The organism is Nocardia crassostreae, assembly GCF_001613405.1.
Taxonomy (GTDB): Bacteria; Actinomycetota; Actinomycetes; order Mycobacteriales; family Mycobacteriaceae; genus Nocardia; species Nocardia crassostreae.
Window position 1 is genome coordinate 154681 of sequence record NZ_BDCH01000023.1, and the last position, 22612, is coordinate 177292.

Sequence of the window (22612 nt, forward strand, 5' to 3'; positions counted from 1 at the left end):
TCGGCGCCACCGGCATTATCGGTCGGCCGGAAGCGCAGTGCCGACGGCACCGCTTAGGTCGTTGTGGATCCTTTCGACAACCATCTCCAACGGCCAGCCGACGTCGATGCGGACTTCGTCGACCAACGGCAGCGGCTGCCAGCCGTGATACCACCGCGCCATCTGCTCCGGTTGAAACTCCGACGCCTGCGGACGGCCCTCGTGCCGAACAAGGGTCTGTTCGAAGGTCAGGTCGAAGCTGTAAGTGCAGCGCGTGTTCCGCTGCGACGGTGAGGCGTTCGAGCATCTCACCATAGCGATCGGCATCGAGGATGCCTACATCAAGTCGTGGACAGCCCTCGCGAGCCAAGCACTCAGAGGTACTCCCTGCACGTAGCTGCCTTCATCTGAGCTATGTTCCAGACTCACGAAGGCGGCATGACCGTCGGGCATAATGCCGAAGGCACTGCCGCGCAGGCCAGCAGCGTTCAGCTGTTTATGGATTGCTGAAACACGTGCATCGTCGGCGATCTCCGCGGCGCGTGGGCTTCCCGCTGGAAACGGGATCAGGCAGTCCATCCCGATCTGCAGCTGGAGGTCCAGTACACGGTGTTGTCGATGAAAAAGGGATAGTCCGGCAGGTGAAGTCGACGCAGTAGGTGGGCCGTGTGCCGCTTGTGCCGCTCACCGGCTTCAGTGAGGCGCTCACCGCGACCAGCGACGAGATTCACATTCGTAGGGCTGCCACTCATGGGCTGAAAGAAGACCCCAGAAGTAGTGAGAACGAAGCCACGCACGGGCCATGCGTAGTCGGCGATCCGTGACCGACGGTAAGGGTTTCCGCCGATCGTGAAACCAGGCGGGAGATAGTACCGATCCGGAGTCGGGTCGTATGTGACTACCGGCGTGGGCGATACGCCCGCTTCCGTTAGCCTGCGTACGGCGGAGGCTCCCACAGCTTCGATCTCTTGGATCACCGCCGAGCTGTGCTTGGCGACAAAGTCCTCGAGTGCCTGTTCTTGTCTCGCTCGGTCATTGGCTCGTCGGCGTGCGTCCTCTTGCAGTTCGTCGAACTGCTCATCGAATCCCACTATCGCAGTATGCGACCAAGAGCCTCGAGATCACTCGCGGTTCGCGGGAAACAGATTGCCGGGGTTCAGCACGGCCACTGACTTCCCAGCATTCTCGGATCGCGGCCGTCGCGCATTACCTCCCGCCACAGCAAGTCAATGTCGCGATTGACCCCGCCGTACCTCCGCCAGATCATGTTGCGAACGGAAGGCTGGTCTCGCGGATTATGCGCACAAGACCGGGTCGCAATGGCACTGGCCAGCGCTCACCCCACTCCATCGGCCCCTACGACACCGTGCGCCGCACCCGCGAATTGGTGCTCGAGGAAGGCATTTTCGCCGGCTTCTCCACCGGCGCCATCCTGCGCGCCGCCTGGGCGTCGCCAAGAAAGCGATCAAGACGGGCACCCGCGCCGACATCGCCTTCGTACTCGCCGACAGCGGCGGAAGATACCTCTCCACCGGCGCCTACGACGGCACCCCGAGCAAGCGGAAGAGAAACTCGACGGCCAACTCTGGGCCCTGTACTAGCTGAATCCTGATAGAGGAGTGATGATCTCATTGCAGTCCCTGCCGCCCCTGCTTGGCGACCTGGTCCCGCACGCCGATGCATCACCACTGGTGACAGCACAAGAAATTGAGCAGCTAGGCGGAAAACGAGGAGTGGCGCCACCTTGCCGGGTGGAGACTGCCGCGATTGCAAGGGCCGGAGAGACGGCATGGAACAGGCCGGAGACCGGTCGAATATCGTATTGGTGCGAAGGGGTTTCGCCTCGAAGGTGTGCCCGCTGTATCCGGTCGAGGAGGCTTTGTGGCGTTGGTGGAGGGATTTGTCGAGCGCGGTTTCGAAGGGCTCCGGGACGGGTTTGTGCGCGCCCACGATGATGATGAGGGTGCCGCGCAGCTGTGTGTGTATCGCGGCGGGCGGGTCGTGGTGGATCTGTGGATGGGGCAGGACCCGGTATCGGGGAAGACCTGGGACGCGGAATCGTTGACGGTGCTCATGTCGGTGTCCAAGGGGATGACCGCTACGTGCGTGCACATCCTCGCCGATCGGGGCCTGCTCGACCTCGATGCGCCGGTGCGGGACTATTGGCCGGAGTTCGCCGCAGGGGGCAAGGCGGAGATGACGGTCGCCGATGTGCTGTCGCATCGCGGCGGCCTGTCCAGCTTCGATGCCGAATCCGGTATCGGGGCACGGGAATTGACGGACTGGTCGAAGTGCATCTCGGCTTTGGAATCGATGACCCCGCTGTGGCAGCCGGGGACCGCGTTCTACTACCACTCCCTCACCTGGGGTTACCTGGCCGGAGAACTGATTCGCCGGGTCTCCGGCAAGAGCGTCGGCGAGTTCCTCGCCGCCGAGATCGCCGACCCGCTCGGGCTGAGTCTGTGGATCGCCTTGCCCGAAAGCCAGGAACACCGTGTCGTTCCGCAGTTCACCCGCCGGCATCTGCCCGGCGCCGCCGACGTGGAAGCGATGTTGAGCCGCATGGGTGTCGATGTCGATGCGCGCCTGGTTCGTGCGACGCTCGCGACGGTCGCGGCCCGGGATGAGGGTCTCGCATTGCTGAATACCCGAGACGGTCATGCGGCGGAGGTCCCGTCCGGCAATGGGATCGGGAACGCGCGTTCGGTGGCGCGAATGTTCGCGGCGACGATCGGTGAGGTCGACGGCATCCGACTGCTCGGCCCGGAAGCAGTCGAGCGGGCACGCCGGCCGCAGACCGAGGGCCTCACCCATCCGGCGCCCCTGACCGTGATGCCGCGCGGCAACTACTTCGCCCACGGCTACGAACTCACCCGCCCCGCTCAGCTCCTCGGTGATGGCGCGTTCGGCCAGGTCGGCACCGGCGGGCGAGTCGGATTCGCCCATCCCGAATCCGGTGTCGCCGTTGGCTATACATGCACCAACATGGTCGGTGACGATACGGGAGGCCCTGACCCGCGCTGGCAGCCGTGGTCCGACGCGCTGCGTACGGCACTTACCTGAGCCGACCACAGTGCGTGCGGGATACGCCATCGACGTATCCCGCACGCTCTTGCGATCGCGTTGTTGTCAGGTGATCGCGGGGGCGCCGGAGGCGCTTCGGCCCCCAGCCTGGTGTGCGTGATCAGCCAGCTCGATCTGCAGCCGATATGCGGTCGCCCCGGAGCGCGATGCCGCCCAGCACATCGGCCGAGTGGGACGGAATGGATCGGACCGATCCAGTACGACATCGGGATTCGCCGCCCGAGCCGCCAGCCACCGATCACCGAAACGCCTCAACAGCCGATAGCGGTGAAAACGATCCTTCAGGATGTGCGTGGCATAGATTCCTGCCGACACCCCCGCCGCGATCAGCGCTGCAAGCCCGAGGGCAATCGACACCGGCGGGGCATTTCGATGCCAGAAGTTGTCGATCCCCGCATGCTGCAAGTAGAGGTTGTAGACCTTGAACGCGCAGTACACCAACCCCAACACCTCGCACAGGGCGATAGCGGCCAACGCGCGCGCGAATGGGCCCCTGCGGACCCACCACAGCTCGCGGAGAATATAAGCCGGAGCCGAGAACCAGCGCGCTCGCAAGCGGAGCCAGGAAGGCAACCCAGTACGCCATGACGGGCCCCGTCACCGCAAAGTCATTGCTCATATACGACGTCGGGGTATCCGCCATCGGCGTGCGCAGGAATGTCGTGATCATCGCCACGACGATCACGACTGCAATACCGAGTTGTGCGCGTGGCACGAGGTTGCGGCCGGTGATGTACGAGCTGACGCCGAGGATCGGAATCGCCGACAACGCGCCGAATGTCATTCCAGCAAGGGACATGACGTTCGCAACGCCGGTCGCGTCCCGCAGCACCGGGTTGATGACGTCGTCGGTCAGCACCGGGACCCGGCACAGCTTCGCCAGACCGAGAAGCAGCAGGAGCTGTGTCAGGGGGTTGGTGATCCCGGTATGAGTGCCGCGATGGCTGCCATGACGGTTGGACCGAATGCGATGTGCCGCCAGCGTGAGAAGCACTGCCGGGATTATCGCGCCGATGACGACGCTCATACCGACCACCCGAAAATCGCGGCAGCCCGTTCGAGCATGAGCCGCTGTCTCGGGTTGAGATCCCGGTCCGGGAACAACGGTTGGCTGAGCGAGGCCGCGGACTCCATCAGCAGCGTCGCGAACCATTCGGCTTGACGTTCCAAGGGCAGATCGAAGTTCGAGCGCAGACAGGCCTGCTGGGCCATGAGTCGCTTGATGACGGCAGCTGGGATCGACGGCGCGGTTCGCTCGAAATACTGGATACGCTCATCGAGGGGGACCTCATGGCCGAGGATGATGTGCCCAAGTTCGTGCGCGATGATCCCGTCGCGCTCGATCTGGGTGAAGCCCGAGCGGTGCCGGATAAGGTCCTTCTCCGGGAGTGGGATCCAGATGCCGGAGTAGTCGAGGCTCTCGAATTCCCCCAGTCCTTCGACGATCTCGATCGGCCGATCCCGCTGCAGGCTCAATTCTTCCACGAAGCGACGCATCGACCAGGGGCGGCGCACGGTCAGTTCCGCAAGAGCCCTCTCGGCGATCAATCGGTCCTGGTCCACGCCGTCTCTAGTCGAGGGATTCAAGGTAGTTCTGCAGCTCCTGTAAGGCCTTGTCGTCCATATGGTCTGAGCTCGAACGCAGAGCGACGAAAGGAATTCCCTTGTCGCGCTGCACGATCAGCAGGTACAACTGCCGGAACGAGCTGTAATACCGATCAGGGTCGTCGGACAGGAAGCTCCCGGGCATGTCGAAGTAGCGAGCCACCCCGTCGAGCAGGTCGCAACTCGGTCGTTCCGCCCCGGGTAGCCGCAGTGCCCTGATGTCCTCGGAATCCACCGGCCGACCCAAGGACTTCGAAAGCGCTTGCGCCACAGTCGCTGCGCTGACCTCGACGCCGTCGTCATCGATGACGGTAGAGAACAGCAGGTTCACTCGGTCCTCTAGCGGCACGACTCCGCTGTCTGGGCTCAACGATTTTCTCCCTCGATCAGGCCGATCCGGTTCAGCTTAGACTGCCATCGCCTGACGAAGCGGTCTTCGAGAGCGGGGTCCAGATTCGTCGCGGTGCGCGCGAGCCACCGTCGGTATTGCTGGTTCTCCCGTTCGATTCCCGTGGCCGTCGGCGGTGCCGCCAATAACGCACCGATGAGCCTTTCAATGTTCTTGGGAATCTCGTTGTTCGGCCCACCGGCCCGCTCCAGCACCTCGGTTGCCTGCGCCGCCGCGAGCCTGCCGATGGCGACTCCGAGTTGCTCCTTCGCCGCACGTGCGCAGTCTTGGGCTGCCACAGGCAGATCGGTACGGTCGCAGAGCTGGAAGCAACTGTCCGCCGCAGCGATTAGTGCGTCCACAACGTCGATATCGAGCTCGATCACGCGGAAACTCAGCGGGTCATGTTCGCGCCCACTCGGAGCACGAGCGCCCGCGAGCAATGCCTGCGCATCCAGCTTCATCGGCTCGCCGCCATGGAGCGCTCTCGCTGCGCTGCCCTCGACCCAACGGAGACCGGCATCGAGGAGTCGTAGCGTCGCCGGGCTCGGCGGGGCCGTGCCGCCTTGCGGGCTCTCGATCCGCGCCATCGTCGCAACGGAAGGCCCTCCGGCCACACGCACATCTGGACGCGACAGCCCAAGCTCCTCACGGCGCATGGCCACGATTCGACCGAAGCGCTCTTGCAGACCCTTCGTCACCACAAACCGAACCTTATGCGACTCCACATGGTTGACTTCCCTCACCGTCTCGACCTCGCGGTTACGACATCACAGAAAGATCACAGTACCCCGCAACGAGCTCAATAGCCGAGTTTTTACCTCTCACAGGGAGATCATGATACGTTTGCGACGCCCAATCGATGGATGGCGAGTGGAGTCCAGCGCCGCTTCACGATGGGTGACAGAAGGATGAGGCGGTTCACCGGCCGTGCGAGTAGATGTCGTCCGAAGGGGGGACGGCAGTTCGGGCGGTCGGTGAGCACCCAGCCGCGCCAACAACGGCAGATGTCGGTGGCGGCGTGGACCAGATCCTTTCTATGCCAACAGCATTGGGTTCAGACAATTTCGCGATCAAGTGCGGAATTGCGCGGTCTGACGTTGTTACCGGTACGATCGAGCGTTGGGATGGCAGCCCGACCCCTGGGCTTGTCTCCCCATGAAGCCGCGTCAACTCCTCGGTATGCAACCGCCGTTGATGTCGATGTCGCCGGGCCAACTCCCCCCTTCACCCGGCGGCATCGCTCAACTCAGGGCCGAAAGTTCCGACCACAGGCGGCAAATCTGGAGGCGCCGAAGCGGCCACCAAATGGCCACCGCCTACGGCTGGTGAAGTGAACAGAAACCCCCTCCTGACAAGGTCGGGAGGGGGTTTCCAGCGTCGGGCTGACAGGATTTGAACCTGCGACCACTTGACCCCCAGTCAAGCGCGCTACCAAGCTGCGCCACAGCCCGCTGCACTCGCTGCGCTTCGTGCTCGATGAGATTACATCAGGACCCCCCTGTTCGACCAAATCGGCTGGTTCTGGGCGCGTGGGGGGCTGGTTTCGGGGGTGGGGGTGGGTGGGCGGGTGGGGGTGGGCGGGGTGGGTCAGAAGTGTTGGGTGTGGGGGTGTTTCAGTAGGTTTTCGGGTTGGTGGTGGTGTTGCGGGTTGGAGGGTTTGGGTGGTTGGGCCGGAGATGGGTATTGGGGGGTTTGTTCGGGGGAGGCGGGAGGCGTTGGGGTGGAGTCGGGGGGAGTTGGCGGTGCGGGCGGGGGTGTCGAAGGGGTTGATTCAGAAGTTGGAGCAGGGGACTCGGGCGCCTACTTCGGGGGCGTTGGGGGTGTTGTTCGATGTGTTGGATGTGCCGGGGGCTTATCGCGAATATGCCGGGGCCGTATTGCAACCGGAGTTGGCTCTGGGGGTGGGGGCGGGGGTGGGCCCACAGTGGCGGAGTTGGCTTTGCTGGAGGGGATGCCGTTTCCGGCCAGTTATCAGACGTCGCCGGGGTTCGATGTGATTGCGGTCAATGGGGCGTTTGCTCGGGCGTTTCCGGGGGTGGGGGCGGGTGGGAATGTGATGGTGTGGATGTTGGTGGATCCGCGGGCTCGGGTGGTGATGGAGGATTGGGAGCGGGAGGCGCACATCATGGTGCAGGCGTTTCGGCATATGGCGGCGGGGTTCGTGGATCCGGGGCGGATTGCGGAGATCACGCGGATGTGTGCGGAGTCGCCGGATTGGGAGCGGCTGTGGGGTACCGATATCTCGGTGGTGGATCTGACGTGGCGGCCGGTGCGGATTCGGCCCCTCGAGGGGGGGTGAATGGACGGCGATGCACGTGCAGATCATGCGGAGTGAGGAGCCGCGGCGGGAGTGGACGATGTACACGATGACGCCGATCGCATAGCTGGTGGTTCGCATCCGGGCTGTGCCCCGGGATCTGGGGGCCGTGCGGGGGTGGGTGACCGGGTACGGTATGCGGTCGAGAGGTTCGCACGAGGGATTTGCGGGCCTACCCGTTAGAGCCAGAGGAATGATGAGCAAACTGTTCTCCGCCACGTTGCTGACCGCGACGGCCGCGACTTTGCTGATGGCGCCCGCCGCGCCGGCCCAGGCCGCATCTCCGGCGTGCGACAAGGCAATTGCCATGATCAATGCGGCGGTCGAGATGTCGGGCGGCACGTTCGACAAGGAGATCTCGCAGAAGCTGTCCGACCGGCTGTCGACTCTGGCCGCCGTGACCGCCGGTCCGGAGCGCGATGCCATTGCCGCCTATGCGAACGCCCTGGTCGATCCGAACATCGCCGATCTGGACCCGGTGACCGCCGAGCTCAATCGCGTCTGCGCCTGACGTCTCCGGGCAAAACCCCTCGCCGACCCGGGTCGGCGAGGGGTTTTCCGGTTCACCCATCACAACGTCGAGAAATAGGTCACCCGTCGGCTGAGCTGCCTTTCGGCGATCCGCTCGACTAGCAACGGCACGAATTCCCGGACCCGATGGCCGTCGAATTCGCGATGTATTCCGCGAACCACCTCGCCGACCAGCCGCGAGGTCACGTCGGGGAATCTGGCGGCCAGCCGCTTGACGAGCTCGTCGATCTGCTGCCCTTCATCAGGTGCGGTCATACCTCAGCCTCACCTCCAATACGAGAACACCCGGCATCCCAACCGCCCCAGCGGATGCCGTGTGAAGTGGACAACTTAACCCCTCCGAAAGCCTTTGTGGCACAAATTGTCGGGAATTAGGCACCGCAAGTCGCCGGAAACCGGGAATGCGAAAGCAAATGAAATTGCAACTGCAACAGCGCCTTCCGGAGCCGTCCCAGCGGCCGTCTCCGAAGATCGAAAGCAAGCTTAAGCAATCGTATTGGCGGGCGGGGACATTCACCCGCAGACCGCACCGACACGCGCGAGATGGGCGTCGAGGGCCAGGACTGCCGCGTCCGCGGTCAGATGACCGGCGAGGATGCGGACTGTCATACCGTCCAGTGCGGCAAGCAGGATTTCGGCATGCTCCTGCGGGCGCGTAAGAGCTGGCCGACCGCATTGCTACCGAATGGAAATTCGGTTGCGACAGCCGGGCGGGTCGGGTTGCCTGGATTCCCATGGCCCACGTGGATGTCTCCGATATCGACTGTTTCCTTCCGGATGGACGGCAGTTGCTCAGTGGGGTGAGCTTTCGCATCGGGGATGGTGTGAAAGCCGCGCTGATCGGCCCGAACGGCACGGGCAAGACGACCTTGATCAGGATCATCGCCGGGGATCTGGCTCCGGATGACGGGGCCGTGACCCGGTCCGGCTCGCTCGGGGTGATGCGGCAGTTCATCGGACAGGTCGACGACGAATCGACCGTGCGGGATCTGCTGTTGTCGGTCGCCTCCCCCGCCGTGCGCTCGGCGGCGCGGGCGCTCGACGCCACCGAGGACGCCTTGATCGAAACCGATTACGAGGCAACGCAATTGGCCTACTCCCACGCCTTGACCGGCTGGGGTGACGTCGGCGGTTATGAAGTGGAAGCGTTCTGGCACAACGTCACCACCGCCGCCCTGGGCATCGGATTCGATCGCGCCAAATGGCGCTCGGTGCGCACGCTCAGCGGCGGTGAGCAGAAGCGGCTGGTGCTCGAGGCCCTGTTCGCCGGGCCCGATGAGGTGCTGCTGCTGGACGAGCCGGACAACTACCTGGATGTGCCGGGCAAGCAGTGGCTGGAGCGGACCATCGCCGCATCGAACAAGTCGGTCCTGTTCGTCAGCCACGACCGCGAGCTCATCGCCAATGCCGCCAATCGCATCGTGACCCTCGAACCCGGCATCAGCGGTGCGACCTCGTGGATTCACGGCGGCGGTTTCGCGAGCTATCAGCAGGCGCGCGAGGATCGGACCGCCCGACTGGCGGAGCTGCGCCGCCGCTGGGACGAGGAACACGCCAAACTGCGGGCCCTGGTCCTGCGGCTGCGGGAGAAGGCGAAGTTCAACGACGGCATGGCCGCGCGCTACCACGCCGCCCAGACCCGGCTGGCCAAGTTCGAGGAGGCCGGACCGCCGGAGGCGGTGCCGGTGCGGCAGCACGTATCGGTGCGGCTGCGCGGCGGCCGCACCGGCAAACGCGCGCTGGTGTGCACCGGTCTCGAGCTCACCGGCCTGATGCGCCCGTTCGACACCGAGGTCTGGTACGGCGATCGCGTTGCCGTGCTGGGCGCCAATGGATCCGGGAAATCCCACTTCCTGCGATTGCTCGCCACTGGCGGCACCGATCCCGATATCGAGCACCGGCCCATCGGCGACCTCGAACTCGCGCCCGTCACGCACACCGGCGCCGCCACGCTCGGAGCCCGTGTGCGCCCGGGCTATTTCGCGCAGACGCATTCCCGTCCCGACCTGGCGGGCCGCACCCTGCTGGAGATCCTGCACACCGGCAACGAACACCGCGACGGCATGGGCCGCGAGGCCGCCAGCCGGGTACTGGATCGCTACGGCCTGGCCCGCGCCGCGGAGCAGCGCTTCGACGATCTCTCCGGCGGCCAGCAGGCCCGCCTGCAGATCCTGCTGCTCGAATTGTCCGGCGTCACCTTGCTTTTGCTCGACGAGCCCACCGACAACCTGGACCTGCACTCCGCCGACGCCCTGGAGCAGGGCATCGCCGAATTCGCGGGCACGGTCGTCACCGTCACCCACGACCGCTGGTTCGCCCGCGGGTTCGACCGCTTCCTGGTCTTCGGCTCGGACGGCGTCGTCTACGAGAGCGATGCGCCGGTCTGGGACGACGGCGTCCGCAAACACGAGGCCGTCGCCAGGATGGGCCGATGAGCACGGTCCACCGGCTCAGCAAGTACGACCCGGCCGATCGCGACGAACGCGGCCACTACATCGGGACCGAGGACACGGCCAGCGATCACGGACCGGTCGAGGCGGCCTATCTGGAGACGGTGGCCGCCTTCGCCCGGGAGTGCGGCATCACCCGGCTCACCATCCGCGAACCCGCCCTGGCCGGGTTCGTCACCTTCGGCGTCGAACCACCGATCGACGGTCACGGGCTGGCCGGGTTGTTCCCCGATAATCTGACCGGCTATCACGACGGCGCCCGGACATCCCTCGATGTCGGGCTCGAACTGGTGCGAGCCATGTTGCGCGATAACGGGGCCTGGTGCCGATTGGAGGACGAGAGCGGATTCTTCGTCCACGTCGGCTACGACCAGTACGTCTGGGTCGGAAGTCCGCGGCCGTGTCCGCGCGCGGTCGAGTTCGCCCGGCGCCGCGGCCTTTTCGCCGAGCCGGTGGATCGGTCCCCGTACAATCCGGAGCTCGACGGAGAACCTCCGGCGCGCCCGGCCGAAGCGGCATTCTGGACCGAGGTCGGCGATCTCGCCGGGCGGTACGGGGCGGTGGTGCTGGAGGAGGGCTTTCTCCACAATGCCGCACGCTGGCACCGGATCACCCTCGACGACCTCGCCGGGGTCCGGGCCCGCCTCGCCCCGCGGGCGCGGCTGCGGATCTGGCCCGACCTCACCACGGACATCACCGGGGCCCTGTCCGGACTATCCGAGGCGGGCCTCGACGAGATCGTCTGGCAGCACCCCGAAGGCCATCTGACCAGTCTGATCGTCGACGAATCCCACTATCCGGACTTGCCCGCCGCACTCGCCGAAGCCCGCGCGGTCCTGATCATCTCCTGTATCGAGGACGAATCCGCACCACTCGCGGCCGCGGTCCTCCCCGACCCCGACGGCGTCCTGCGCGCCCGCTGGACCCCCTGAACGCCGAGGCGGGCAGCCGCCGAATGCCGCTGCCCGCCAGGCGATGACCGCCGCGCCTACTGCGCGAACCGGTCGGCGATCTTGTTCAGTTCCAGCTGGTAGTACAGAATTCCCAGTCCGAATACGAAGTTCAGCACGAACCCGATCACCGGGTTGCAGGACCCCTCGATCCCCGCGCTCTCCTGAGCCTCACGAATCCGGTTACCCGTCCGCCAGAAGCTGATGATGGCCGCGATCCCCGTCCAAGACAGGAAGATCATGACCAGCAGCGGGCCGGTGACCGGAGCCTCCGGATCCCGCCGCACTTCCGCCATTTCCTTGTGAATCTTGTAGTACCAGACGAAGAAGTAGATCCCCAGCGTGATCAACGGGAAGACCAGCCACACCAATACCGGATTACGCTTGCGCACCGGCGATGCCACGAGGGCAGTATTCATTTCCAAACCTATTGTCGTCGTGCGATTTCGAACACCCATCAGCGCGGGCAGGCACACTGTATCGGCGGCATCGTGAACGGATCGTGATTTCTCCCAGGTTGGCCGATCGTGCGCCGGACACGCCGGAGACGATCTTGGTTATTCGGGCACGGGCGGAGGCCGGGGTCGCTTAGCGTGAGCTGGTCTACGTCGAGAGGACCCTCATGCGTGCCGGGATGCTGGGTGTTGCGGAGCTTGTGCGATTGGTCGATGCGGGGACGGTGGACACCGTGCTGATGGCCATGACCGATATGCAGGGGCGGTTGCAGGGGAAGCGGTGTTCGGCGCGGTATTTCGTGGAGGAGGTGCTCGAGCACGCCACCGAGGCGTGCAACTACCTCCTCGCGGTGGATGTCGAGATGACCACGGTGGACGGGTACGCGATGTCGTCGTGGGACACCGGATACGGCGACTTCGTCCTGCGGCCGGATCTCGCGACGCTGCGAATGGTGCCGTGGTGGCCGGGCACGGCCATGGTGTTGTGCGATGTGGAGCAGGTGGAGCCCGCGGGGACACCGGCGGTGGCCTCGCCCCGGCAGGTGCTGCGGTCACAACTGGATCGGCTGGCGGCGCACGGGCTGCGGGCGTATGTGGGCACCGAGCTCGAATTCCTGGTCTTCGACGACAGTTACGAGGACGCCTTCCGCGGCGGCTACCGGGATCTGCGGCCCGCCAATCAGTACAACGTGGATTACTCCATGCTGGGTACGGCGCGAATCGAGCCGCTGCTGCGGCGGATTCGCAACGAGATGGCCGGTGCGGGAATGTATGTGGAGTCGGCCAAGGGGGAATGCAATCCGGGGCAGCACGAGATCGCGTTCCGCTACGACGAGGCCCTGGCCACCTGCGACAACCACAGCATCTACAAGACCGGAGCCAAGGAGATCGCGGCCCAGGACGGGCGGAGCATCTCGTTCATGGCCAAATACAATGAGCGCGAAGGCAGTTCGTGCCACATCCACATCAGCCTGCGCAATGAGGCGGGAGAGCCGGTCTTCGCGGGCGACGGCACGGGCGGGGAATCGGAGCTGATGCGCCACTTCGTGGCGGGCCAACTGGACTGCCTGCGCGAGTTCACCTACCTTCTGGCGCCGAATATCAACTCCTACAAGCGTTTCCAGGCCTGGAGTTTCGCACCCACCGCCGTGGCCTGGGGCCGGGACAACCGCACCTGCTCGATCCGGGTGGTGGGGCACGGGGCGTCGCTGCGCTTGGAGAATCGGGTGCCGGGCGCGGATGTGAATCCCTATCTGGCCGTCGCCGGGGTGATCGCGGCGGGTCTGCACGGCATCGAACAGCGGCTGCCGCTGGAGCCGGAGTTCCACGGGAACGCCTACCGGTCCAATCGGCCGCGGGTGCCGCGCACCCTGCGGGATGCGGCACAGCTGTTCGGCGACAGCAAGGTGGCTCGCACGGCGTTCGGTGACGAGGTCGTGCGACATTATCGGAATGCGGCGCAAGTCGAACTCGACGCCTACGACGCCGCGGTGACCGATTGGGAGCGGATGCGTGGGTTCGAACGACTCTGAGGGCGCGCGGCGGCCGATCATCGGGCTGCCCACCTATTCCGAACGCACCAGGTACACCCACTGGGATGTGGACAGCGCCGTACTCCCCCGCGCCTATGTGGACATGACCGAGCGGGCGGGCGGGATTCCGGTCCTGCTGCCACCCGCCGGGCCCGCGCGCGCGGAGCTCGTGCGGCGACTGGACGGCCTGGTGCTCACCGGCGGGGCCGATATCGATCCGGCCCGGTACGACGCCGCCGCCGATCCCGCGACCACGGGCCTGCGGCCGGATCGCGACGAGTCCGAGTTCGGGCTCTTCGCGCTGGCGCGCGCCGCCGGAATGCCGGTGCTGGCGGTGTGCCGCGGCCTGCAACTGGTGAATGTCGCACTCGGCGGCACCCTGGTGCAGCACCTTCCGGACCGGCTCGGCCACGCGGACCATTCCGGCGGTCCGGGTGCCTTCGGCGTCACGACGGTGCGGACGGAGCCGGGCAGCCGGGTCGCCGCCATCACCGGCCCGGAGGTGAAGGCGCACTGCCACCACCATCAGGCGATCGACCGGCTCGCGCCGGGGCTCACGGCCTCCGCGCATGCCGCCGACGGCACCATCGAGGCCGTGGAGGCGGAGACCGGCCCGTTCCTGGTGGGCGTGCAGTGGCATCCGGAGGAGAACGCGGCCGACCACCGGCTCCTGCGGGCGCTGGTGGAGCAGGCGGCACGTTATGGAGAGGAGCGCAACCGGTGACAACGACCGATGTCGTCAACCCCGCGACCGAGAAGGTCTTGGCGACAATCGAATTGGCGGACGCGGCGGCGACCGACGCGGCCATCGAGCGGGCGCAGCGGGCCCTGCCGGGCTGGCGGGCGCTGGCCCCGGGCGATCGGGCCCGGCTGCTGCGGCGCTTCGCCGAGGCCGTCGATGCCGAGATAGAGAATCTGGCCCGGCTCGAGGTGACCAATGCGGGCCACACCATCGGCAATGCGCGCTGGGAGGCGGGCAATGTCCGCGATGTGCTGCACTACAGCGCCGGACTCCCGGAACGCCTGCTGGGCAGTCAGATTCCGGTCGCGGGCGGGGTGAACATCACCTTCTGCGAACCGCTCGGCGTGGTCGGCATCATCGTGCCGTGGAACTTCCCCATGCCGATCGCGGCCTGGGGCTTCGGGCCCGCCCTGGCCGCCGGGAATACGGTGGTGCTCAAACCGGCCGAGCTCACGCCGCTGACGGCCATCCGGCTCGGCGAGTTGGCGCGGGAAGCGGGCCTGCCCGAGCACCTCTTCCAGGTGCTGCCCGGCAAGGGCTCGGTGGTGGGCGCGCGGTTCGTCACCCATCCGGCCGTGCGCAAGGTGGTGTTCACCGGATCCACCGAGGTCGGCAAGTCCATCATGGCGGGCTGCGCCGAGCAGGTGAAGCGGGTGACCCTCGAATTGGGCGGTAAGAGCGCCAATATCGTGTTCGCCGACGCCGATATCGAAAAGGCCGCCGCCACCGCGCCCTACGGCGTCTTCGACAATGCCGGTCAGGACTGCTGTGCCCGCTCCCGGATCCTGGTGCAGCGCAGTGTCTTCGACCGCTTCCTCGAACTTCTGGAACCGGCGGTGCGCGGCGTGCTGGTCGGCGATCCGGGCGACGAGACAACCGAGATGGGTCCCCTCATCTCGGCCGCGCACCGGGAGCGGGTCGCGGAGTTCCTGGAGCCGTCCACCACCGTCGCGTTCACCGGCACTCGCGTGGAAGGTCCCGGATTCTGGTTCCCGCCAACGGTTGTGCTGCCGTCGAGCCCGGCCGATCGCATTGTCACCGAGGAGGTCTTCGGCCCCGTGGTCGCCGTGCTGCCCTTCGACGACGAGGCCGACGCGCTGCGTATTGCCAACGACACCGAATACGGCCTGTCCGGCTCCATCTGGACCTCGGACGTGGGCCGCGCGCTGCGCGTCGCGCGCGGGGTCGAAGCCGGGAACCTGTCGGTGAATTCGCATTCCTCCGTGCGGTATTGGACACCGTTCGGCGGATTCAAGCAGTCGGGACTCGGCCGGGAACTCGGCCCCGACGCCGCGCGCGCCTTCACCGAGACCAAGAACGTCTTCCTCGCCACCGACTGAGCACCACCTATCCGATCGAAGGAGTTATCTTGCAGCGCTTACAGGATCGAGTCGCGGTCGTCACCGGCGGCGGCAGTGGTATCGGCCTGGCCACCGTCCGGCGGTTCGCCCAGGAAGGCGCGAGGGTCGTCGTCGCCGATATCGACGCCGCCTCCGGCGAGGCCGCGGCGGCGGAGGTCGGCGGCCTGTACGTGAAGGTCGACGTCACCGACGAGGAGCAGGTCAAGGCGCTGTTCCAGACGGCGGTCGACACCTACGGCGGCCTGGACATCGCCTTCAACAATGCGGGAATCTCACCCCCGGAGGACGATTCGATACTCACCACCGGTATCGACGCCTGGCGCCGCGTGCAGGAGGTGAACCTCACCTCGGTCTACCTGTGCAGCAAGTACGCCATCGAGCACATGCTCGAGCGCGGCAAGGGCTCGGTCATCAATACCGCGTCCTTCGTCGCCGTCATGGGCGCGGCCACCTCGCAGATCTCCTACACCGCCTCCAAGGGCGGCGTGCTCGCCATGAGCCGCGAGCTGGGAGTGCAGTTCGCCCGCAATGGCATTCGCGTCAACGCCCTGTGCCCCGGCCCGGTGAAAACCCCGCTGCTGCAGGAGCTGTTCGCCAAGGATCCCGAGCGCGCCGCCCGCCGCCTCGTGCACATTCCCACCGGCCGCTTCGCCGAACCGGAGGAAATCGCCGCCGCCGTGGCCTTTCTCGCCAGCGACGATTCCTCCTTCATCACCGCCTCACAGTTCCTGGTCGACGGCGGTATCTCCGGCGCCTATGTGACCCCGCTCTGAAGGCTCGTCGACAAAGCGCTTCGGCCCGGTGAACCAGCGCCTGGTCGAAGCGAACCACCAGATGGTAATGGCGCCCACCACGGCGACGAGGGTGAGCGGGGCGTAATTGACCGCGGTCCAGGTGAACTCGCCGTTCCACGGATACCCGTGGTCGTCCATCGGCAGAATGAACAGCACGCTGATGAGCACGATCCACACCAGCGCGGCAATCCCGATCGGCCGATACCACCGCCCCAATTGCCAGGGCCCGGTCTGGAATCGGTTGCCGTGCAACTGGCGCTGCAGAATCGGCAGGCCGTAGGCGATATACAGACCGATGGTGGCAACCGAGGTGGCGGCGGCATACGCGGTCGGCGCATTGGCCGCGGGCACCAGCATCGACGGAATCAGCAGTACGAATGCGAAGAACGAGATGAACAGCACCGCGTTCACCGGCACCTTGCGCGCCGACAGCTTCGACCACAGCGCCGATCCCGGCACCGCGCCGTCCCGGGCGAAGGCGAACAGCATCCGCGACGCCGAGGTGACCGAGGCGTAACCGCAGAACAGCTGCGCGACAGCGGCAATAATCAACAGCAGCCCGGACCAGAACGAGTTGAGCGAGTTCTCCAGAATGTAGATGACCGGATATCCGCTGTTCTTCGCAGGATCGAGCGCATCGTCGAGGTTCGGGATGGCGAAGGTCACCGCCATGATCAGCAGGTAACCGGCCACCGCCGAGACGATGATCGTATTGATGATCCCCTTCGCCGCCGTCCGCGCGGCATTGTGCGTCTCCTCCGACATGTGCGCCGAGGCGTCGTAGCCGGTGAAGGTGTACTGCGCGTGCAGCAACCCGAGCATGAAACTGAAGGCCACGCCGCCGAATCCGACCGCGCTGTTGTCCACGGTCTCGGTGAATACGAACCCGACGCTCTGATGGTTCTCCGCGCCGAAGCCGAGCACCACCACGAAGATGGCCACGCCGCCCACATGCCACCAGGCGGAAATATTGTTGATCGTCGCCGACAGATGCGGGCCGAGGGCATTCAGCACCGCGTGCAGCACCAGAATGGCGGCGAACACCAGGAAGATGGCATTGCGGTCGGTTCCGATATCGATGCCGATCACATTCAGCACCACGGTGGTGAAAATGGCCGCGCCGTAGTCGATGGCGGCCGTCACCGCGATCTGCCCGATCAGATTGAACCATCCGGTGAACCAGCCCCAGATCGGCCCGCCCAACTCCGAGGCCCACCAGTAGAGCCCGCCGGAAGTCGGGTACGCCGAGGCCAATTCGGCCATGGCCAGCCCCACGAACAGCACCATTATCGACACCAGCGGCCAGCCCCACGCCATGGTGATGGGCCCGCCATTGGCCAGGCCGATGCCGTAACTGGCGAGCCCGCCGGTCAGGATGGAGACGATGGTGAAACTGATGGCGAAGTTCGAGAAACCGGACCACGTCCGAGCCAGGTCCTGTCGGTAGCCGAGCTGCGCGAGGCGATGTTCGTCGTCGGATTGAGGCTGGGTGTCGGTCATGCTTTTCTCCCGCGTGTGAACACCGCCCTCACACGGCGTTCGCCAGGAGATCAGTCTGAAGTAAAGCCACCTCAACCGCTGCACAACACCGAAATTGAGTGCGGCCCATCGGGAATCGCCGCCAGGGGCGGGGCCGCGATTCCCGATGAGCACTCCGGGCGGAGGGATCAGATGACAATGGCTCCCAGCACCAGGCCTATACCGCCACCGATCACGCCGCCGACGAAGATGCCCGGCAGACATCCGATGATCAGGAAGATGAGGCCGACGGCGCACCCGAGCACCACACCGATCGGAACGCCCACGATCAGGCCCGCGGCCGCGCCGATGAATCCGATATCGCGCAACTGCTGCCCATCCGACGGCGTCAGGACGTCATTCGACGGATAAACCGTCAGCGTGCTGCCGTCGGGGCTCACTTCCGTTTCCAGCCGCACCGCATAACCCGCGGTTTCGTACAGCATCGGCCAGCGTTCGACGAGCGTGCCGTCGGCGGCGGTCACGGAAATGACCTTGCCGTCGTGTTCGCGATCGAACCGCCCGTTGACGAGGTGGGTCGTGACGGCCCGGCCGTCCGCGCTCACGCTCGTCGAGTATTCGATGCCGTTCTCGCTGCCGCTGTACATGCCGATGGCGGGCGGCGCCGGTGCGGCGGGGACGGGTTCCGCATGGACGGTCACCGCCGCGATTCCGATGGCGGCAATGGTCAGCAGAGTTGTCGCGACGAATTTTCGGATCCTCATTCGGTCACACCTCTCGGTCGAATCGAACATGGGACCTGACGGGGGTACGGCAAAACACCTAAACAATTGCACCCGGAGGCGGCGAGTAATTCCGGAATGGCGTAACGATCAAGGATCCGAATAGAGAATTTTTCAGAATAAATCGGCGGTATGCCATTCGCCGTCCGGGTAGGTGATGTAGAGCGGCCCCAGATTGCACGGGGTGAGGCAGCCGGTCGGGGTGACGAGGGCGTCGGGATGATCGCGGGTCAGCGTGCGGTGCAACTCCCCCGCGCCGTAGACCGTGCAGCGCGGGCCGCGGCAGACCAGGATGTGCGCGGTGTGCTCGGGAATCTCCGACCACGCCGGACTGCGGAAGGCCCGCGGGCTGGCGGTGACGGGTGCGCCCTCGTCACGCATTCTGGTGCGCACGACCTCGGCGAATTCGGCTGCCTTGTCGATGCTTTCGGTAATCCGCACATCGAGATCGGCGGCGCGGGTCTCGCGCCAGTTCGCCACCGCGCGGGCGATCCAGGTCTCGAGATAGCGGTCGCGCGGGACCGCCAAGGGTACTAGGGTGACCGGAACACCTTCTGCCACAGCATTATCGAGGACAGCGTGGATGGTCGGCTCGCCCTGGTCGAGCAGGGCGTAGCCGATCCCGCAGGCGCGGGCCAGCGCTTCCACGGCCGGGATATCGACACCCGACGGCGTGGGCCGGGCGACCAGGACATAGCGGCGGCTCATGCTGTGCGCACCGTTCGCGCGGCGGGCACGACCAGCGGCGTCCCGGTGATCGGATCGTCGATGACCGCGCACTCCAGATCGAAGACCTCGGCCACCACCTCGGGACGCACGATCTGTGCGGGCGAGCCCTGCGCGACCACCCGCCCGTCCTTCATGGCAATGAGATTTTCGGCGTAGCGGGCGGCCAGATTCAGATCGTGCAGCACCGCGACAATGGTGCGCGGCAACAGATTTCGAAGCACCTCCAGCACATCGAGCTGATGCGCCAGATCGAGGAAGGTGATCGGCTCGTCGAGCAGCATGACCTCCGGATCCTGTGCGATCGCCAGCGCGATCCACACCCGCTGTTTCTGCCCGCCCGACAGCTGATCCACGGTGCGCGCGGCGAGTTCGAGGGTGTCGGTGACGGTCAGCGCGCGCCGCACCGCGGCCTCGTCGGCCTCGGACCATTGCCGGAACCAGCGTTGATGCGGATGCCTGCCGCGCCCGACGAGATCGGCGACGGTGATCCCATCGGGGGCCTGCGGCTGCTGCGGCAGCATGCCGAGGCGGCGCGCCAGGGTGCGCGCGGGTTGCTTCGCGATATCGGCCCCGTCGAGCAGTACCGCGCCCGCGGTTGGCGGCACCAGCCGGGCCAGTCCGCGCAGCAATGTCGATTTGCCGCAACCGTTTCGGCCGACAATAACGGTCAGTTGCCCGGCCGGGAAGTCGACGGTGGCATCGGTGACGATCGCGGTATCGCCATAGGCGAGTGCGAGTCCGGTGGTGGTGAGATGTGCGGTCATCCAGCGTGTCCGATTCGGGTTGCGCGAGCGAGGAGATAGACGAGAACGGGTGCGCCGAGAATGGCGGTCACCACGCCGACCGGCAGTTCGGCCGGAAACAGCCGCCGCGCGGCCAGATCCGCCGCGACCACCAGCAGCGCGCCCGCGGCAGCGGCTGGTGCGAGTCCGGCGCGCCGTTCGGTGAGCAGCCGCCGCACGATCTGCGGTGCGACCAGCGCGACGAAGGCAATGGGACCGGCCGCGGCGGTGGCGAGGGTTGCGGCCGCGGCGGCGAGCACGATCAGTGTGGCGCGGTGCAGACCACGCTGTCCCGCAAGGGAATTCGCGAGTTCGTCGCCCAGTTCGAGCAACGCCAGCGACCGCGCGAACACTAGGAGCGGCGGCAGTGTCACCAGCAGTGCCGCCGCGCCGAACCAGACGTGCATCCAGTCCCGATTGGCCAGGCTGCCGCTGAGCCACGCGGCCACGGTGTGCGCCTGGTAGATATTCGCCCGGGTCAGCACGAATGAGATCGCGGACGACAGCATGGCGGTCACGCCGATCCCGACCAGGACGAGCCGGTAACCATCGAGCCCGTTCTTGGTCGCGACCACGACAATCAATGTCATGGCCACGAACGATCCAGCCATGGCGCCACACACCAGAACCAGCCCCGCGCCGCCGAGAACAACGCTCACCACCAGCGCGCCCAGCGACGCGCCCGCATTGATGCCGATGATCTCCGGGCTGACGAGCGGATTGGTCGCGATCCGTTGCAGCACAGCGCCGGACAGCGCGAAGGCGGCGCCCGTGCAGAGCCCGGTGAGCACCCCGCGGCAGCCGATCGGAGACCACCACGTCGTATTCGATGAGAGTGCCCCCGCCGCCGAGGATCCGCAGCACATCGCCGACCGTGACCGGATAGTGCCCGACGGTCAGCGAATACGCCGCCACCGCCAGCGCGGCCGCCGTCAGTACGGTGGTGATCAGCATCGAGCGCCGATCGACGCGGATGACCATCCGCCGTCCGGGCGAGCGCAGCAGGATCGTACCGACAGGCAGCATCCGCGGCAGCCGGACAGAGGTCCGGCTGGTCGCCCCGGCAGGCACGCGATCGGGAGCCACGCCGCGCCGATCACATCCGTTCAGGGGCACGCCGGAATGCCGCGGTGGTTCTTCGACCGGGCGCCGGAGTCGGGCGGTCATAGCTTCGCCACCTTCCGGTTGCGCACCAGATAGAGGAAGAACGGCGAGCCCGCGAACGCGGTGATGATCCCCACTTGGATCTCCTGTGGTTGTGCCATGACACGTCCCCGGATGTCCGCGAGCAGCAGCAGCGCCGGTCCCAGGACAGCGCACCAGGCCAGGATCCACCGGTAGTCATGCCCGGCGAAGGCGCGCGCCATATGTGGAATCACCAAGCCGATGAACGCGATCGGCCCCGCAATGGCCACCGCCGCACCGGCCAGCACCACCACGCTCACCGCCCCGACGGCCCGGACGGCGGCAAGGCGGGCACCGAGCGTGCGCGCCAGATCCTCACCGATCGCAATGGTGTTCAGCGTCCGCGCCACGGCGATCGCCAGCACTACCCCGGCTACAATGAAAGGCGCTGTCCCCGAAACGGATTCGAGGTCCGCGCGGGTCAGCGACCCGACCACCCAGAATCGGAAGTTCTCGAACTTCCCCCGATCCAGCAGCGTGATCGCGGTGGTGATCGACCCGCACAGCGCGGTGAACGCCGCACCCGCCAGCGCCAGTTTCACCGGTGTGGCGCCTCCGAATCCGAGCGAACCGAGCGTGTACACGAACACCGCCGCGACGGCCGCGCCGAGGAAGGCGAACCACACGAATCCCATGACGGTGCCGAGCCCCAGCCCGCCCATGGCGACGACAATGGCCAGGGAGGCCCCGGCATTGATGCCGAGCAATCCCGGTCCCGCCAGCGGATTTCGGGTCAGGCCCTGCATGACGGCCCCGGCCAGCGCGAGCGCGATACCCGCGAGCAGTCCGGCGATCGTGCGCGGCAAGCGGATATAGCGCACGATCCGATCGGTATCGGTCCCGCGGAAATCAGTGAACGCGGCGACCACCTGCTCGGCCCGATCGCCCGCACCCCACAGCGCGCCCAGGTCCCGCAGATCGGCGTAGACGTTCTCGAACCGCACGGTGGCGGGGTTGATGGCTTCATCGGCCAGACCATCCGCGCTGGGGCACAGCGGGCTCAGGACCCAGGTCTCCACGCCCAGGTCGTGCAGGCTGGCCCGGGTGCCGATGCTGTTCTGCGCGGATTTCGCGAATACCCCGTTGAAGCCCGACAGCACGAAATCCGGGTTCTTCGCCAGCATTTCGTCGCGGCTGGGCAGCTTCTCGACGTACGGAGACCGGGCCTGCGCGTCCTGGTATTCGGGCAGCACGGCCGAATCCAGGAAGGCCGTCCCGGCCAGCCGATCGGTGACCCCGAGCGCGTGCGCGATCTCGATGGCCGGTTGGTACGCCGCGTAGATCCGCTGGGGCGGGCCGCTCACGGTGATGTCGATACCGCAATTGGCGCGCGTGACGGCCTGTGCTCCGTCGGCCGCCGGTCCGGATTGCGCGCCGCAACCGGTGAGTGCGATCGCGCAGGCGATCAGCGCGCCGGTACGCAGGCGCGCGGAAACGAACGTGGTCAAGGTGACCGCCTTCCAG

General features: G+C 66.2%; 23 protein-coding genes, 1 tRNA gene and 1 pseudogene. 11 read left to right on the plus strand and 14 right to left on the minus strand.

Annotated features, from left to right (window positions below; all coding sequences use genetic code 11):
- Positions 1 to 15: 15 nt before the first annotated feature.
- A complete protein-coding gene (locus tag NC4_RS24265; protein ID WP_157555169.1) occupies positions 16 to 306 on the minus strand; it encodes a P-loop NTPase family protein in 291 nt (96 codons plus the stop codon).
- 1018 nt (positions 307 to 1324) lie between these two features.
- Here NC4_RS24265 and cysM point away from each other — a divergent pair.
- Both cysM and NC4_RS24275 read left to right on the plus strand, forming a co-directional pair.
- Positions 1325 to 1580, plus strand: a pseudogene (gene cysM, locus NC4_RS43115) (cysteine synthase B); the annotation flags it as partial.
- Between the two features lie 280 nt (positions 1581 to 1860).
- A complete protein-coding gene (locus NC4_RS24275; RefSeq protein WP_218021277.1) occupies positions 1861 to 3042 on the plus strand; it encodes a serine hydrolase domain-containing protein in 1182 nt (393 codons plus the stop codon).
- A 259-nt stretch (positions 3043 to 3301) separates the two neighbouring features.
- On the opposite strand, the gene NC4_RS40490 is transcribed toward NC4_RS24275, so the two are convergent.
- The 5 genes from NC4_RS40490 to NC4_RS24305 all read right to left on the minus strand — a co-directional run bounded on the left by NC4_RS40490 (position 3302) and on the right by NC4_RS24305 (position 6510).
- Complete coding sequence (locus tag NC4_RS40490; protein WP_157555171.1) at positions 3302 to 4090, minus strand: hypothetical protein; 789 nt, start codon at positions 4088 to 4090, stop codon at positions 3302 to 3304.
- The gene (locus tag NC4_RS24290; RefSeq protein ID WP_067542384.1) at positions 4087 to 4626 is read right to left on the minus strand and encodes an ImmA/IrrE family metallo-endopeptidase; all 540 of its coding nucleotides are present in this window, start codon (positions 4624 to 4626) and stop codon (positions 4087 to 4089) included. The genes NC4_RS40490 and NC4_RS24290 overlap by 4 nt, the downstream gene beginning before the upstream one ends.
- 7 nt (positions 4627 to 4633) lie before the next feature.
- A complete protein-coding gene (locus NC4_RS24295) occupies positions 4634 to 4999 on the minus strand; it encodes a hypothetical protein (RefSeq protein WP_157555173.1) in 366 nt (121 codons plus the stop codon).
- Between the two features lie 35 nt (positions 5000 to 5034).
- The gene (locus tag NC4_RS24300) at positions 5035 to 5757 is read right to left on the minus strand and encodes a helix-turn-helix domain-containing protein (protein WP_157555175.1); all 723 of its coding nucleotides are present in this window, start codon (positions 5755 to 5757) and stop codon (positions 5035 to 5037) included.
- Between the two features lie 679 nt (positions 5758 to 6436).
- Positions 6437 to 6510: transfer RNA gene (locus NC4_RS24305), tRNA-Pro, on the minus strand.
- 225 nt (positions 6511 to 6735) lie between these two features.
- Between NC4_RS24305 and NC4_RS44815 the strand changes: the two genes are divergently transcribed.
- From NC4_RS44815 to NC4_RS24315, 3 genes are all read left to right on the plus strand, one after another.
- Positions 6736 to 7056: a helix-turn-helix domain-containing protein gene (locus NC4_RS44815; protein ID WP_157555177.1), complete on the plus strand. Its 321-nt coding sequence runs from the start codon at positions 6736 to 6738 to the stop codon at positions 7054 to 7056.
- Positions 6993 to 7358 (plus strand): MmyB family transcriptional regulator, encoded by a 366-nt coding sequence (locus NC4_RS41140; protein WP_169814865.1) that lies wholly within the window; start codon positions 6993 to 6995, stop codon positions 7356 to 7358. The genes NC4_RS44815 and NC4_RS41140 overlap by 64 nt, the downstream gene beginning before the upstream one ends.
- 211 nt (positions 7359 to 7569) lie before the next feature.
- Positions 7570 to 7887 carry a hypothetical protein gene (locus NC4_RS24315; protein ID WP_067542393.1) on the plus strand — a complete coding sequence of 106 codons (318 nt, stop codon included), beginning with the start codon at positions 7570 to 7572 and terminating at the stop codon, positions 7885 to 7887.
- Between the two features lie 59 nt (positions 7888 to 7946).
- Here NC4_RS24315 and NC4_RS24320 read toward each other — a convergent pair whose 3' ends face one another.
- Positions 7947 to 8162: a three-helix bundle dimerization domain-containing protein gene (locus NC4_RS24320; protein WP_067542395.1), complete on the minus strand. Its 216-nt coding sequence runs from the start codon at positions 8160 to 8162 to the stop codon at positions 7947 to 7949.
- A 479-nt stretch (positions 8163 to 8641) separates the two neighbouring features.
- Here NC4_RS24320 and NC4_RS24325 point away from each other — a divergent pair, with 479 nt between their 5' ends.
- Positions 8642 to 10342: an ABC-F family ATP-binding cassette domain-containing protein gene (locus NC4_RS24325; RefSeq protein WP_067542397.1), complete on the plus strand. Its 1701-nt coding sequence runs from the start codon at positions 8642 to 8644 to the stop codon at positions 10340 to 10342.
- Entirely contained in the window at positions 10339 to 11289 is a 951-nt protein-coding gene (locus NC4_RS24330; protein ID WP_067542399.1) for an RNA-binding protein, read from the plus strand. The genes NC4_RS24325 and NC4_RS24330 overlap by 4 nt, the downstream gene beginning before the upstream one ends.
- Positions 11290 to 11345: 56 nt before the next feature.
- Here the strand turns inward: NC4_RS24330 and NC4_RS24335 are convergent, their stop codons facing one another.
- Complete coding sequence (locus NC4_RS24335) at positions 11346 to 11726, minus strand: DUF4234 domain-containing protein (protein WP_067542401.1); 381 nt, start codon at positions 11724 to 11726, stop codon at positions 11346 to 11348.
- Between the two features lie 203 nt (positions 11727 to 11929).
- Between NC4_RS24335 and NC4_RS24340 the strand changes: the two genes are divergently transcribed.
- The 4 genes from NC4_RS24340 to NC4_RS24355 are packed head-to-tail and all read left to right on the plus strand — an operon-like array spanning position 11930 to position 16170.
- The gene (locus NC4_RS24340) at positions 11930 to 13294 is read left to right on the plus strand and encodes a glutamine synthetase family protein (RefSeq protein ID WP_067542404.1); all 1365 of its coding nucleotides are present in this window, start codon (positions 11930 to 11932) and stop codon (positions 13292 to 13294) included.
- Positions 13275 to 14018 carry a gamma-glutamyl-gamma-aminobutyrate hydrolase family protein gene (locus tag NC4_RS24345; protein WP_067542409.1) on the plus strand — a complete coding sequence of 248 codons (744 nt, stop codon included), beginning with the start codon at positions 13275 to 13277 and terminating at the stop codon, positions 14016 to 14018. The genes NC4_RS24340 and NC4_RS24345 overlap by 20 nt, the downstream gene beginning before the upstream one ends.
- Positions 14015 to 15376 (plus strand): aldehyde dehydrogenase family protein, encoded by a 1362-nt coding sequence (locus NC4_RS24350; RefSeq protein WP_067542412.1) that lies wholly within the window; start codon positions 14015 to 14017, stop codon positions 15374 to 15376. Before NC4_RS24345 ends, NC4_RS24350 begins: the two co-directional genes overlap by 4 nt.
- Positions 15377 to 15402: 26 nt before the next feature.
- Complete coding sequence (locus NC4_RS24355; RefSeq protein ID WP_067542693.1) at positions 15403 to 16170, plus strand: 3-oxoacyl-ACP reductase; 768 nt, start codon at positions 15403 to 15405, stop codon at positions 16168 to 16170.
- On the opposite strand, the gene NC4_RS24360 is transcribed toward NC4_RS24355, so the two are convergent.
- From NC4_RS24360 to NC4_RS24385, 6 genes are all read right to left on the minus strand, one after another.
- Positions 16117 to 17691 (minus strand): amino acid permease, encoded by a 1575-nt coding sequence (locus tag NC4_RS24360; RefSeq protein WP_067542415.1) that lies wholly within the window; start codon positions 17689 to 17691, stop codon positions 16117 to 16119. The genes NC4_RS24355 and NC4_RS24360 overlap by 54 nt on opposite strands.
- A 167-nt stretch (positions 17692 to 17858) precedes the next feature.
- The gene (locus tag NC4_RS24365) at positions 17859 to 18434 is read right to left on the minus strand and encodes a DUF8020 domain-containing protein (RefSeq protein ID WP_067542417.1); all 576 of its coding nucleotides are present in this window, start codon (positions 18432 to 18434) and stop codon (positions 17859 to 17861) included.
- Between the two features lie 132 nt (positions 18435 to 18566).
- The gene (locus NC4_RS24370) at positions 18567 to 19160 is read right to left on the minus strand and encodes a (2Fe-2S) ferredoxin domain-containing protein (protein ID WP_067542419.1); all 594 of its coding nucleotides are present in this window, start codon (positions 19158 to 19160) and stop codon (positions 18567 to 18569) included.
- Entirely contained in the window at positions 19157 to 19945 is a 789-nt protein-coding gene (locus NC4_RS24375) for an ABC transporter ATP-binding protein (protein ID WP_067542422.1), read from the minus strand. Before NC4_RS24375 ends, NC4_RS24370 begins: the two co-directional genes overlap by 4 nt.
- Positions 19942 to 20754: a FecCD family ABC transporter permease gene (locus NC4_RS24380; RefSeq protein WP_245721887.1), complete on the minus strand. Its 813-nt coding sequence runs from the start codon at positions 20752 to 20754 to the stop codon at positions 19942 to 19944. Before NC4_RS24380 ends, NC4_RS24375 begins: the two co-directional genes overlap by 4 nt.
- 372 nt (positions 20755 to 21126) lie before the next feature.
- Positions 21127 to 22596 (minus strand): iron chelate uptake ABC transporter family permease subunit, encoded by a 1470-nt coding sequence (locus tag NC4_RS24385; RefSeq protein WP_169814866.1) that lies wholly within the window; start codon positions 22594 to 22596, stop codon positions 21127 to 21129.
- Between the last annotated feature and the right edge of the window lie 16 nt (positions 22597 to 22612).